The sequence below is a fragment of the Lacrimispora brassicae genome, from assembly GCF_054772055.1.
Window position 1 is genome coordinate 130,022 of the sequence record NZ_BRYH01000048.1, and the last position, 13,338, is coordinate 143,359.

The window sequence follows — 13,338 nt, forward strand, 5'->3', positions numbered from 1 at the left end:
CTGTTTTCCCAACGTTAGCTAAAGGCAATGTGGAATGTTCTTAATATTATTCCGAAAGACCAGGGAATGAGTCAGGTGATATTCCATTAAAGTTAGCCGCAGGTACGATTTTTCCAGCCTGTAATAATTTATAGGCTTCATCCATTTTAGCAATACTGTCTTCAGACAATTGCTGACGTCCTTCTGCACTCACGAATCCTGTAGAATCTGTATCCGCTTTCAGAAGAACATTCTGTCCTTTAAATGTCTCATCTTTTACATCATTTAAAGCTCTCTCTACATTTAGACTCATAACTTTTAATACTGAAGTTAATATTACATTTTCTGATCCGTTTTTACCATCATCATATTGGTCAACGTCACAGCCGATTACCATAACTCCCTTTGCCTCTTTTGCAGCCGTGAATACACCGTTACCAGAACCGCCTGCTGCAACAAACATAATATCAACGCCTTCATTAATTAAAGCATTACCTACAACTTTACCAGTCGGTTCATCTGCAAAGCTTCCAACATAGTTACCGCCCACATTTGCACCGGTTACGTCTGTTCCTGCATAGGCCGGAAGTTCTACAAATTCTACTTTCTTGTCATACTTAGCATTAACATAGTTAACACCAGATTCAAAACCATATTGGTAGTTAACGTTGGAAGGATAAGCTACGCCATTTACAACTGCAACTTTACCTGTTTTTGTTTCCAAAGCTGCTGCCATTCCTGCAAAGAATCCACTTTCTTCTTCTGCAAATGTCATAGCATAAATATTATCAAATTCAGCAACACCATCAATTTCCTGTGGGTTAGAGTCGATTAATATAAATTTACTTCCCGGGTTATCTCCGGCAATTGTTGAAATTCCTGCAAACTGAAAGCCTGGAGTTATAATTACATCATAGCCGGCAACAATATCCGCAACGGCTTGTACTGCAGCAGTGGGGTCGCCAGTTGGTTCCTTAACTGTTTTCACCGTGGCATCAGGATTACTTTTTATAAAATTTAATATGCCGTTATAATTATCCTGGTTGAAAGAACCGTCATCTACACCGGAGGGGCTGGTTACGATTGCAATTTTAAGCCCTTTGCCGGTTTCCGTACCTTTGCTTTCTGTTTCCGCTTGTTTTCCGTCTGTGCTTTCTGTCTGACTTCCTTTGCTGTCCTCCGTATTATTTTCTTTTTTACTGCAGCCGGTAAATAAGGCAGCCGTAAGGCTCATAATACAAACTACTGCTAATAATTTTCTTCTTTTCATAAATAACCTCCATTTGTTAGTTTAAAGTTTTAAATATCTGTTAGACCAATCATAACTTTATATTTGCAAAATTGAATTCTTTAAAACTTAAATCCCGCCTTAAAAGCCTTGGATTGCAATGCTCTTTCATAATCTTTCAAGTCATATAATTCAATGGAAGGCAAAGTAACAAGCCCTCTTTGCAGCAACTGCATAGCCGGCTCAAAGGGACCGCATCTGCTTCCCTTTATTGTAATTTCATTTACAACAAAAGAGCTCATGTCAATTTCAACCTTCCCGGCATAAGTACTCTTTATTATAATAAGTCCTTTATTACGCACCAGTTTTTGAGCTGATAAAATTCCGGCCGGAGAGCCGGTTGCATCAATAACAATTTCATAAGTCTCATCTGTCTTTGTGGCAGTTTTAGCAAAAGAAGAAAACTGTTTTAATTTATCTTCATGTCTTCCTATGACTGTTAAATCCACACCGGACAGAGAAACCACCTGTGCTATCATAAAAGCAAGTCTTCCGTCTCCGATTACTGCAACACTCTTAGATGGCTGTATATGAGCCTGTTCCATAATCTCTAAAGCTGCCGCTAAAGGTTCCGTAAAGATTGCTACCTCTGCAGGTATTTCCTCAGGCACAGCATGAAGCAAATCAGTATTTATGGTCATATATTCTGCAAAACAGCCATCTTTACCTGATATGCCAATAACTTTACGGTTTAAACAATGCTTTGCCCTGCCTGTCCTACAATAAATACATTGTCCGCAGCCTTCATTGAGTTCACCTACTACTCTTTTACCAATCAGTTCTTTTTTGCCGGATTCTAATACCTCCCCTACAAATTCATGCCCTAATACTCCTGCAAAATCAGGCTTATACCCTTTCAATACTTCCTTATCCGTATTACATATGGCACTTATTAATATTTTCACCAAACTTTCATTGGGTCCAGGAACAGGTATCGGGTAATCTTCCAGGTACTGCGCCTTATCTTTATAATATAACGCTTTCATAAGCCCTCCTTCTTTCGCTACTTTTCTGAGATTTTTTACCAATTCAGCTTTGTCCCCTTAGTTTAAAACAACAGAATAATAACTTTTCAGTCCGTCTGATGATCCCTTATTACATTTTAGCAATATTCTTAATAGAATCTGTAATTAATTGCTTAAATAAAGGAGCAACTCTGTCTGCTGTCTCTTGTACCTCTTCATGAGTTAAAGGCTCGTCCTTCATACCGGCGCAAAGGTTAGATATACAGGAAATACCGCAGACTTTCATTCCCATATGCTTTGCTGCCATAGCTTCACAGGCAGTGCTCATACCTACTGCATCCGCTCCAAGTATTCTGCACATCTTAACTTCATGAGGTGTCTCAAAGTTTGGACCGGTAAACTGAATGTATACGCCTTCCTGTATAGGAATATCAGATTCTTTCGCTGTTTTACGAATGATTTCCTGCAAATCCAAGTCATACACATAACTCATATCAGGAAAACGCGTTCCTAATTCCCCTATATTTTCACCAATTAAAGGAGACGGTACAAAATCAGAAATATGGTCAGTGATCATCATAAAATCACCGCTCTTAAAATCATAATTTACACCGCCGGCTGCATTGGTAAGCAATAAGACCTTTGCACCCAGCATCTTCATAAGTCTGGTTGGCAGAACAACATCTGTCATAGGATAACCTTCATAATAATGAACTCTGCCCTGCATAATAACCACCGGAACATCACCGATATAACCAAATACAAATCTTCCCTTATGACCTTTTACCGTTGAAACCGGAAAGCCTTCAATATCATTATAATCAAGAACCGAATGAATATTTATGCTATCCGCATAATCACCTAAACCGGAGCCGAGAATTAAAGCAACTTCCGGTTCAAAATTATTTTTTTCACGAACACTCTGATAACATTTCTGAAGTTTTTCATATACCGGATTCATAAGAATCTCCTTTTCGTTTTTATATTAAAAATATCGACATATCCAAGCTGTTCTTTCTGTGGAAATTGTAACATATTGCATCCGTTTTTTCAATATTTTTATTTATTTATTTTGTTTTATATTGTATTTCATTGTTGTTTTTGTTGTTTTCGTTGTTTTGCATTCTATTTACGGTGTATTTTTGACTATTCAATATATTAATCCACCTTCTTCTATATGAAATTGTATTAAGTCAATAAGAACTATTTGCAATCAAATTTACCCGTATGCTGCTTAATATTTAAAGGAATACATTAGTTATTTTTTGCTATACTCTATTCTTTCATTGCCCATCACATGGAAAAATGAGGAAACGGCAGAGTACCGTTTCCTCATTTCTCAATTCTATATAAAAAACCTTTATAAAAATATTTCCCCAAAATACATGTGCAGAAGATTCATAGGGTCCCGTCACAGTCACTTACAGTACATTTCCTCTCTTTCCCGTATCTCCTTTCCCCGGCAGAATACACTGACCAGGTTCAAATCAGAATCCACAACCGTAAGATCTCCATCTTTGCCGGGTACTATGCTGCCTTTCCGGTCATCCACATGAATATACCGGGCAGGATTTAAGCTGGTCATCCCCATGATGTCAAACCAGTCCACATGGGTATGCTTTGCCATATTCTGAATGGAACCTATGTAACTTAGCTCTATCTCCCTGACTGCCTGATAATCCTTTGGATCCAGCCACTCCTCCCTGCCGTCATAATGGGCGATCTTAACCCTGTCTCCATCCTTTATGAATTTCATTTTCCTTACGTAATGATCGAATTCCGTCTGGGTCTGGGCAAGGCCGCTGCAGTCAGTTGTCATGATGATCCTTCCGCTGCCCTTGATCCGGTAAGCGATGTCAAAGGCCTCATGGGACACGGTCATGCCTGTCTGCTTGGCAAATTCACACATCATGTCGTCAAAATACAGGGCAGCCCCCGCCACCCCCGGCTCCCGGTGATGAAATTCACGCATCCCGCTGAACGTATGGGTAAATCCACCCACTCCGGCATTCTTTATTTCCTTAATCTGAGAGAACGTGGCTCCGCTGTGGCCAATGGCTGTCTGTATCCCATGGCTTTTGCAAAACTCCAGCACCTCCCTTGCCCCCTCCTGTTCCACGGCAATGGTCATGTGACGGCAAAGTTCCTTGTTCCGGAAACTGTTATAAATTTCCTCCATCACTTCAAGCCTTGGCAAAATACAGCATTCCTCCCGTTGCATCCCCCGGTACCGGGGATTGATAAAAGGTCCTTCTAAATGGACCCCCAGCATCTCAGCCCCCGGAGCATCTGCTTCATAAGCTTCATCGGCAGCTTTGATGCAGCGCTTGATTTCTGATATGGTATCTGCTCCTGAAGTTGCCAGATAAGAAGTGACCCCGGCATAAGGAAGGGTACGGCACATCTCCCTTAATGCTCCGGCACTTTTTTCAAACCAGAAAGAGCCTGTGGCCCAGCCATGAATATGGATGTCAATAAATCCAGGCAAAATGATAAAATCGGAAAAATCCTCATAGGGTCCTGAAAATTCCTTATGCAACGCCTTTATTTTTCCTTGTTCCATTTCCAAAAATCCGTCAAATTCCTCGTTTTCCAGAATGATATGCTTTGAATAAAGTACCATACTCCACCTACCTTAAAGTCCAATAATCTTTGTTTGCAGCCATCAGGTCATCAAGCACCGCTTTTGCCTTGGAAGGATCCACCACGGTGCGGTTTAAAGTCAGCGCCATCAGCGCCTTTGTATAATCCTCTTCCATAAATGCTTCCACTGTCAGCAGTTCATAGGCGTACTGCCCTTCCATCAGTCCTTTGTAGTATGGCTTGACGGTTCCAAAGGGATAGCCCTTTGCTCCATCTTTTCCAATGGTTCCCGCCACCTCTACAATTGCCTCCGGTTCAAAGTTATCAATGATTCCCCGGTTTTTCACCATCACAATAAATTCGTTGTTCAAATCATAGACAATGGATTCTGCCACCTCCACCATCAGATTTCCAAACACACTGTTGGTAAGCATTTTAAGACCATCCATATTGTCCTTTCCTACCGCCCCGGCACAAAGTTCAAAGACTTCCATTTCCCTGGAATCCCGGGATTCATCGGCACGGGTGTAAGCCGGATCGCTTTCCGCCACGATCTCGTCAGGAAACATGTAATACTGCATGTAGGTGGTAGGAATGTATTCATCCATCAGCTTCATATATTTGTTCACCCTTACATAAGTATCCAGCCATGACTTTGAGCGCTGCTCCGCATTAAAGGGCTTGAAATCATGATTCTTTAAATAAGAACGCAGGGCATCGAAGTAATCCTTTCCCTCTGTATCCTTCAGCTCCGTAAACCATCCAAAATGATTCAGCCCAAAATAACGGGCCCGAAGACTTTCCTGGGGCACTTCAAGAATTTTGGAATAACTCTTCATCAGGGAAAACGGCTGATCGCAAAGGTTTAAAATGCGCTTATCACGGGGGAACAGCCTGTCAAGGCCTAAAGCCACAATGGCGGCTGGATTGGTATAGTTTAAAATCCAGGTGTCCTCAGAATAGGATCGGACCTTTTCCACCATTTGCTTCATGGCTCCCAGAGAGCGCATCCCATAGGCAAATCCGCCGGGACCGCAGGTTTCCTGTCCAACCAGACCATGGCGCAGAGGGATCTTTTCATCCAGGGAACGCATCTCTGTCTTTCCCACCCTCATCTGGCAGAAAATGAAATCAATATCCCTGTATGCTTCATCCTCATCCGTGGTAAACACCACCTGACATTCCGGATAACGGCATTTCAACACCAGGCGGTTATAATCCTCCATCAATCCCATGCGTTCCCTGTCTATGTCATAGAAGATGATTTTTGAAAGGGGAAAACGTTCTTTATAATTCACCAGTGTCCCCACAAGCGCAGGCACCCGGGCACTTCCCGCTCCGGAAATCGTAATCACATGTTGTTTTCTCATGTTATTCTCCTTGTATTCTTAATGATGAAAGGGAATGCCGCAAAATACTGCCACATCCCCCTATTTGAATAAATGCTGCTCCTTTATTTATCAGCCGCAGCTTCCCTGTCGCCGTCTATTTCTTCCGGCTCCAGTATTTTTCTTAATTTCACTGCCCGTTCCAATGCCTTTTGAGCCATCTCCTCTGCAAGCACACTGCAAAGCCCTGTGTAGTTTGCAGGATCGAGCATGGATTTTAATTCTTCCCCTGTAAACATGGAACTCAGGGTTTCATCCTCTGTCAGCACTTGATAATAATCCTTTCCTTCCAGCTCCACCTTCATGGCTTTCTCATACATAAGCTCATGAGCTCTGTCCTTGCCCATCTTTTCAGCCACATGCATCATCACAAACTCGCTGTTGTCAAGTCCCTGGTTTAAATTCACATTTTTAAGCATCTGTTCCTTGCTGACCTGCAGGGTACGGCTCAGTTCTTCGGCCCGGATCAGTACCTCGGCAGTCAGTTGAAGGCCTTCCTCCACGATGCCGTCAAACAGCATATAGGAGCTGCTGTCCCCCTCAAACATCCGCACAGCGGAATAAAGTCCCACAGCGGGAAGGGAGTAAAGCTTCTGGGAATTGGCGATGATCCCCTTGGACAGCTTTGGGTTAATTTTCTGAGGCATGGTGGAGCTGCCGATGGTTCCGGCCGTAAAGGATTCACTTACCTCTGAAAACTCTTCAATTCCGGTATAATAAACCTCTTCCGCCATTTTGTGAAAGGTATTGCACAGGAGAGCCAGATTCATTAAATATTCCACCTTCATCTGACTCATGTTCCGGCTGGGCACTTCCATGGAGCCCATGCCCAGCTTACAGGCAACCCGTTTCTGAATCCCGGGGCCTGCGGGGCCTGTAGCATGAAAGCCTCCTGCGGCCCCTCCCATCATGGCCACAAATACCCGCTTCTCGCTTTCCTCCAGGCGTTCTAAGGAGGTGATCAGCTCACTGATCCAGACAGAAACCTTATAACCATAGGTGATGGGAATGGCATGCCTTCCATGGGTCCGCCCTGACATGACCGTATCCTTATGGTCATTGGCCAGCCTCCCTAGGTTTTCCAGGATATCTGCAAGAAAGCTTTTAAAAACAGAATTCACCTGCATTGCAATATAAAGCTGGGAGGTTTGCTGGATATTCTGAGTGGTGACCCCGTAGTGGACATACTTTCCGCCTTCCCCCCTGCACGCCTTTACCAGAACCTTTACAAAGGGGACAAAACCATGGCCTACCCTGGCTTTGATCCGCTCCATTTCCTCAAGGTCCAGATCCTCAAACCGGACCGCTCCAATATCCCTGGCAGCCTCCAGGGGAATAAAGCCTTCCTCTGCCTGGGAAAGAGCCAGGGCAGCCTCCACCTTCAGCCATGTTTCATATTTGGCCGTTTCACTTAACAGATCTTTAATTCCCCTGTCATCCAGTTTACTTTTAGAATCATAGAAAGCTCTCATCCTGCACCTCTTATTTCTTCATAGCATCGTCTACCGCATGACGGACAAATTCCACATGAGGCCCAAATACAACGTGAATGTGATCCGCTGACGGGAAGAAAATGCCCGCACAGCCGGAATCCTTGATTTTTATCTGATCAACCTTGGAAGGATCTTTTAAATCCACCCGCAGGCGGGAAATACAGTTTTCCACGCTTAAAATATTGTCCTTTCCGCCCAGTCCCTTAATAACAACTTCAGCAATGGCCGGCCAGTTCTTTTCCTTCAGCAGAAGGCTTGCTGATTCTTCGATCTCAAAGCCTTCCCGTCCCGGTGTTTCCAGATTGAATTTTACAATAAACCATTTGAACACAAAGTAGAATACAATAAAGTTTCCAATACCCAAAAGGATCAGGTTAAACCAATGGGTATTTTCATACAGAAGGCCAAAGATTCCAAAGTCAAAAATCGTGCCGCGGATGTAGCCGATGGAAATATGAAGCATCTGGTATGGAATGGAACCAATACCGCTCATAACGCAGTACAGAATGAACAGAGGCGGAGAAATAAACAGGAATGAGAATTCCAGCGGCTCTGTGATGTTTCCTAAAAATGCGGTCAGACAGCAGGTGAGGATCACGCCCTTTGCAATCTTTCTGTTTTTCAGATAAGAAGTGCGGTACATGGCCAGGCCCACAGCCGGCACCCGGAATAAGGTTGTCAGCATCTGGGCACCTCCTAAATAGCTAGTAAGGGTTGGCATGAGCTGGCCCCAGTATTCGCTGCTGGGTCCTAAATTAAACAGGACTTCATTGGTTGCATTGAGGATCCCCACATATTCGGTTCCGTTGATCATATAAGTTCCGCCGGCCTCAGTAAAGCGGACCATTGAGGAAAGAACGTGATGTAAGCCAAATGGAATCAGTGCGCGGTTTAAGGCATAATAAATGGCATTTCCTATGTACGGCGTTGTAAATATAAAGGAAATGCTGATGAGGAAATTGGTCAGCAGGTTCCAGAACACCGGAATGATCAGACCGATGGGAATCATCAGCCCAAAGGTGATAATGGGAATGGATTTCTTTCCTCCAAAAAACGCAAATGCAAGAGGAAGCTCCAGGCGGTAAAACCGGTCCGCCGCCTTGGCAGCCACCAAACCTGAGATCAGGCCCCCCAGTGCCTCAATCTTCAGTGTCTGAATGCCAAGAACCGTACCCTGCCCCACCTGAGCCGCTATCTCCGGGTCAGCCAGGGTTCCCGTCTGCTTCAGATAAACGCTCATGACCACATTCAAGGTCAGATAGCCCACAACGGCTGAAAAGACGGCGATTCCCTTTTCGTTCTTTGCCATGCCCTGGGCAACGCCCATGGCAAACAGCAGCGGAATATTGTTAAAAATTATACTGGTAATGGTCTGCAGGCTGGATAAAATAAGCTTCAGACCCTGACTTCCCAAAAACGGGAATTTCTCTATCATGTAGGACTGCCCTAACGCACTGCAAATACCCATAACCATACCAATAGGTGCCAGAAGCGCGATTGGCAGAAGGAGAGAACGGCCAAAGGTTTGGATGCCGTCCTTCCAGCTAGACTTTTTATTGCTCATATTGTTTCCCTTCCTTTGTTATGACATTGTGGTTTTAAGGCGCCTTTGAAACTGTGTTCATTATGGCAGATAACATCAGTTGCTTCAAGGCAGAAAATTTACATTTTATTATTGCGTTTAGTTGCCCTCAACTTTATAATAGAACCATCACTGTCACAACAGCACAGGAGGATGGATTATGGGATTAAGCTACAGCGATTTAAGCCTGCTTCGGTTTCTGCAAAAAAGGCAGCACATTTCCTTATCAAAGGTTGCCCTGCAGTTTCAAAAGGATGAAATATCCATACGGAGGACCATTGAACGGATCAACCTTTTTTCCCCCAAGCCCTTGGTAGAAATACAAAAGGGGGTTTGCTTAAGCCGCTTAAACTACAAGGAATTTGTGGACTTTATCCAGCAGATCACCATGAGCGACTATACCAGTTCTTACATCGAGCGGATCCGCATCATGATCGTGACTATTTTTTTCAACGGCTATGTCAATGCTTCTTCCCTGTATGAACATTGGGGACTTTCCCTGACCACGAAAAAGCAGGATACCGCCCACCTCCGGCAGTTTTTAGCAGGACACGGCCTGTCCCTTCTGACCTTAAAGAAAAAAGGGCTTACCATCGAAGGAGATGAACTGCAACTGAGATTTCTGGTCATCGACATCCTTCATCCCCTGTTGGAGTTTACGGCAGAAAACCGGATCGAAGCCCGCTATGCCAACACTCCCCTGGAAAAACAAAGCTATGATCTGGCCGGTGCCTATTTACAGCCGGTGTCACGTCAGGCAGTGGAACAACTGAATTCCTTTTTAACAGAATACAGCCTGTCTCTGAATTATCCATCCAAAAAGTTTCTTCTGCTGTTTATCTGCATCATGGAGATCCGGCCTGTTGACGATTCCATGTTTTTTTGCTACCGGCTGCCTCTGGCGCCTCTTAATATCCACTTCGTTGACGGCATCCGGGAAAACAAGCTGTACAATGTGGCTTTCAGCATGATGAACTTTTCCCGAAGCCTTGATTTTCCCTTTGACAAGCGCTTGTGGCATACCACTGAGCAGTTTACAGAACAGGTGGTGAGCCATTTAAAAAGTCCCTTTACTGTCCAGGAGGAATTCATCAATGAGCTTTACAGCTATTTCTACCGGGAGATCACACTGAACCGCTTTCATTGTACCTTTGTGGACAAGACCGTAGAAAATACGAAAGAGCAATTTTTAGACCTGTATGAAACCATCAGGAAATATGAGGTGTATTTTAAGGCTTCCTATAATTTTTCCTTTATGGACGAACACCTTTCCACCTTAACCCTGCTGGTGCAAAAACACATCCTGCGAAACCGCACCGTAAACCGCCATTATAAGAAGATCGTGGTAATGACCAGCATCAATTTTGAACGGGTCAGCTTTTTTCTGGAGCAGACCAAGGAATATGTGGAGCTGCAGTGGATGGGCACCTTAAACATTAACGAGATCCATCGGCTGAAGGATCTGGATTATGACCACATTTTTTGCTTCTCATCCAGGATTTTCAATCTTCTCCACAACCAGAACCTTCCTGTCATCCGCATGAATTTCTTTGTGGACAGCAGTGATATGGAAACCCTTCTGGCACATGGCTTCTCCACACGGAAGCACCGTTTCCTGACCGCCAGCTTTGTATCTGAAATCGGAGGGAAAAGCGAACCTGAGATGGAGGCTTATTTGAAGGAGAATTACGGAGATTATTTTGTGTAGGATATTGCCGAAAAAACGGTTCCCTGATGAGAAATACAAAAAAGCGCCCGACTTTATTTATGATGGATTTTATAATCAATCATCACAAACAAAGCGGCGCTTTTTCATATCTTTTCTTTCATTTACATAAGCAGGTCACCTGATAATCCAGAAATCCCTAAAGCAATTCCTCTATGGGCTCTCCAATCATATCCTGGGCTTTTTGCAAACCGAAATTATCCAACACTGTTGCTCCGATTACCGCAAAAGTGTTTTGTTCCTTTAATTCTCCGCAACGTTCATAAGATGGAGAATAAGCCAGTAAAGGCACCTTTTCCTTTGTATGGTCGCTTCCCTTAAAGGTAGGATCATTGCCATGGTCTGCCGTAATCAGCAGCAGATCGTCTTCCTTTAAGAGAGGAAGAAGCTCTCCCAGCTTTTCATCAAACCGTTCTAACTCCGCCCCATAGCCTAATGGATCACGGCGGTGTCCCCAGAGAGCATCAAAATCCACCAGGTTCACAAAGCACAGTCCGTTAAAATCCTTCTCTGCGATTTCTATGGTCTGTTCCATACCATGAACACTGCTTTGGGATTTATTGCCTTCGGTAAGTCCTTCGCCGTCAAAAATATCAAAGATCTTTCCTACGCTGATCACATCCAGGCCTGCGTCCTTTAATATATTAAGGGCAGTGGCGCCAAAGGGTTTTAATGCATAATCATGGCGGTTTGGTGTTCTTTTAAACTCACCTTTTTTCATTCCAACATAAGGCCTTGCAATAACCCTGCCCACCTTCCATTCATCCTTTAAGGTAAGCTCTCTTGCAATTTCACAGCAGCGGTAAAGCTCCTGTAAGCCAAAGGTATCCTCATTGGCACAAATCTGCAGAACCGAGTCAGCAGAAGTATAAACGATCATGTCCCCGGTGGCGATTTGATGCTCTCCCAGTTCATCCATGATTTCCGTACCGCTGGCGGATTTGTTTCCTACGATCTTATGTCCTGTGCGTTTTTCCAGTTCATCTAACAGTTCCTTTGGGAAGCCTGTTTCCGTAAATGTCTGGAATGGCTTTGTAATGTAAAGCCCCATCATTTCCCAATGGCCTGTCATGGTATCTTTTCCCACACTGGCTTCATTAAGCTTTCCATAATATGCCATTGGCTCAGCAACAGGCTTTACATGGTTTAAGGAGCAAAGGTTCCCCAAACCAAGCTTTTCTAAATTAGGCAGATTCAGATGATCCACCGCGGCATCAATATGCCCCAGGGTATCGCTGCCCTCGTCGCCGTACTCCCCGGCATTATCCATAGCACCGATTCCTAAAGAATCAATTACAACTACAAAAATACGTTTAAATCCCTTCATATTCCCTCCCTGCAGATTAATCGCAGCATTAGTTTCAAAACACCTTGCCCATAGTTTCCTTCCCGGATCTCCTTATAAACATGTTCCCAGCGCAACCTTTATGATGCGGTGGAAGCTTGTCTGCCTGCCCTGGGCAGAGGTTTCTTCCCTAAAAAAGACCGTATGGGAGATGGTCAGAATCGCTGCAGCCTGTTTTCCGGTTATATTTGCATTGTGAAACAGATGATTTCTCTTTTATTATACAATCTTGGAAAAGTTTTGCAATCCTTTTCGCCTCCTATTCAAAGGAATTTTACTGATTTTTTACTAAAACCTGGGTCCAGCTCAATTCTTCAACGAATTTTACAAACAGGCTTTAACGTGTAAAACAGCCGCTGATTTGATTCAGCCGCTGTTTCCTCGTCACGTTTTTATTACAGAACTCCTTTTGTTGACCACACTCCGTCAATCCTGGGTTCATGCATGGTAGCCATATCCAAAGCCTTGGCAAAAGCTTTAAAACTGCTCTCCGCTATATGATGATTGTTGACTCCGCTTATCTTTTTAATATGAAGATTCATATTGGCCGAATAGGAAACCGCATAGAAAAAATCGTGGATCATTTCAGAGTCCATATCCCCTATTTTAGGCACAGTGAATTTAGCATCATATTCAAAATATGGCCTTCCTGACAAATCAACCGCGCATAGCACCAATGCTTCATCCATAGGCAGAAAAGCACTTCCATAACGCTTTATTGCTTTCTTCTCCCCTGCTGCCTCCTTAATGGCCATGCCAAAGACAATGCCAACATCCTCTACGGTGTGGTGTGAATCCACATACAAGTCTCCTTTGCATACCAGGTCAATATCAAACAGGCCATGGCGTGCAAAACCATCTATCATATGATCAAAGAACCCTATTCCTGTATTAGAGTTACAGACACCTGTCCCATCCAAATTAAGAGTTAAATCAATGTCCGTCTCCTTTGTTACCCTTTTAATATGCGCAATTCTTGGCTCCATCCC

General features: G+C 43.8%; 10 protein-coding genes. 1 reads left to right on the forward strand and 9 read right to left on the reverse strand.

Going from position 1 to position 13,338, the window contains the following annotated elements:
- Positions 1–46: 46 nt before the first annotated feature.
- The 7 genes from ACYVD3_RS21630 to ACYVD3_RS21660 all read right to left on the reverse strand — a co-directional run bounded on the left by ACYVD3_RS21630 (position 47) and on the right by ACYVD3_RS21660 (position 9,260).
- Positions 47–1,249 (reverse strand): BMP family lipoprotein, encoded by a 1,203-nt coding sequence (locus ACYVD3_RS21630; protein ID WP_460644569.1) that lies wholly within the window; start codon positions 1,247–1,249, stop codon positions 47–49.
- A gap of 80 nt (positions 1,250–1,329) precedes the next feature.
- Positions 1,330–2,253: an MDR/zinc-dependent alcohol dehydrogenase-like family protein gene (locus tag ACYVD3_RS21635; RefSeq protein WP_460644570.1), complete on the reverse strand. Its 924-nt coding sequence runs from the start codon at positions 2,251–2,253 to the stop codon at positions 1,330–1,332.
- Positions 2,254–2,362: 109 nt separating this feature from the next.
- Complete coding sequence (locus ACYVD3_RS21640) at positions 2,363–3,193, reverse strand: purine-nucleoside phosphorylase (RefSeq protein ID WP_460644571.1); 831 nt, start codon at positions 3,191–3,193, stop codon at positions 2,363–2,365.
- 456 nt (positions 3,194–3,649) lie between these two features.
- Complete coding sequence (nagA, locus tag ACYVD3_RS21645) at positions 3,650–4,855, reverse strand: N-acetylglucosamine-6-phosphate deacetylase (RefSeq protein ID WP_460644572.1); 1,206 nt, start codon at positions 4,853–4,855, stop codon at positions 3,650–3,652.
- Positions 4,856–4,862: 7 nt separating this feature from the next.
- Entirely contained in the window at positions 4,863–6,185 is a 1,323-nt protein-coding gene (locus ACYVD3_RS21650; RefSeq protein WP_460644573.1) for a family 4 glycosyl hydrolase, read from the reverse strand.
- An 83-nt stretch (positions 6,186–6,268) separates the two neighbouring features.
- Complete coding sequence (locus ACYVD3_RS21655) at positions 6,269–7,675, reverse strand: class-II fumarase/aspartase family protein (protein ID WP_460644574.1); 1,407 nt, start codon at positions 7,673–7,675, stop codon at positions 6,269–6,271.
- 10 nt (positions 7,676–7,685) lie between these two features.
- A complete protein-coding gene (locus tag ACYVD3_RS21660; protein ID WP_460644575.1) occupies positions 7,686–9,260 on the reverse strand; it encodes a PTS transporter subunit EIIC in 1,575 nt (524 codons plus the stop codon).
- Between the two features lie 178 nt (positions 9,261–9,438).
- Here ACYVD3_RS21660 and ACYVD3_RS21665 point away from each other — a divergent pair, with 178 nt between their 5' ends.
- On the forward strand, positions 9,439–10,986 hold the full coding sequence (locus ACYVD3_RS21665) for a helix-turn-helix domain-containing protein (protein ID WP_460644576.1): 1,548 nt from the start codon (positions 9,439–9,441) through the stop codon (positions 10,984–10,986).
- 157 nt (positions 10,987–11,143) lie between these two features.
- On the opposite strand, the gene ACYVD3_RS21670 is transcribed toward ACYVD3_RS21665, so the two are convergent.
- Together ACYVD3_RS21670 and hisB are read right to left on the reverse strand one after the other, a co-directional pair.
- The gene (locus tag ACYVD3_RS21670; RefSeq protein WP_460644577.1) at positions 11,144–12,331 is read right to left on the reverse strand and encodes a phosphopentomutase; all 1,188 of its coding nucleotides are present in this window, start codon (positions 12,329–12,331) and stop codon (positions 11,144–11,146) included.
- Positions 12,332–12,744: 413 nt separating this feature from the next.
- On the reverse strand, positions 12,745–13,335 hold the full coding sequence (gene hisB, locus ACYVD3_RS21675) for an imidazoleglycerol-phosphate dehydratase HisB (RefSeq protein ID WP_460644578.1): 591 nt from the start codon (positions 13,333–13,335) through the stop codon (positions 12,745–12,747).
- Positions 13,336–13,338 lie beyond the last annotated feature (3 nt).

Excerpts from the sequence above, each read along its gene's own strand:
- ACYVD3_RS21630 (WP_460644569.1), bottom strand. The coding sequence starts at position 1,249 with ATGAAAAGAAGAAAATTATTAGCAGTAGTTTGTATTATGAGCCTTACG.
- ACYVD3_RS21635 (WP_460644570.1), bottom strand. The coding sequence starts at position 2,253 with ATGAAAGCGTTATATTATAAAGATAAGGCGCAGTACCTGGAAGATTAC.
- ACYVD3_RS21640 (WP_460644571.1), bottom strand. The coding sequence starts at position 3,193 with ATGAATCCGGTATATGAAAAACTTCAGAAATGTTATCAGAGTGTTCGT.
- nagA (WP_460644572.1), bottom strand. The coding sequence starts at position 4,855 with ATGGTACTTTATTCAAAGCATATCATTCTGGAAAACGAGGAATTTGAC.
- ACYVD3_RS21650 (WP_460644573.1), bottom strand. The coding sequence starts at position 6,185 with ATGAGAAAACAACATGTGATTACGATTTCCGGAGCGGGAAGTGCCCGG.
- ACYVD3_RS21655 (WP_460644574.1), bottom strand. The coding sequence starts at position 7,675 with ATGAGAGCTTTCTATGATTCTAAAAGTAAACTGGATGACAGGGGAATT.
- ACYVD3_RS21660 (WP_460644575.1), bottom strand. The coding sequence starts at position 9,260 with ATGAGCAATAAAAAGTCTAGCTGGAAGGACGGCATCCAAACCTTTGGC.
- ACYVD3_RS21665 (WP_460644576.1), top strand. The coding sequence starts at position 9,439 with ATGGGATTAAGCTACAGCGATTTAAGCCTGCTTCGGTTTCTGCAAAAA.
- ACYVD3_RS21670 (WP_460644577.1), bottom strand. The coding sequence starts at position 12,331 with ATGAAGGGATTTAAACGTATTTTTGTAGTTGTAATTGATTCTTTAGGA.
- hisB (WP_460644578.1), bottom strand. The coding sequence starts at position 13,335 with ATGGAGCCAAGAATTGCGCATATTAAAAGGGTAACAAAGGAGACGGAC.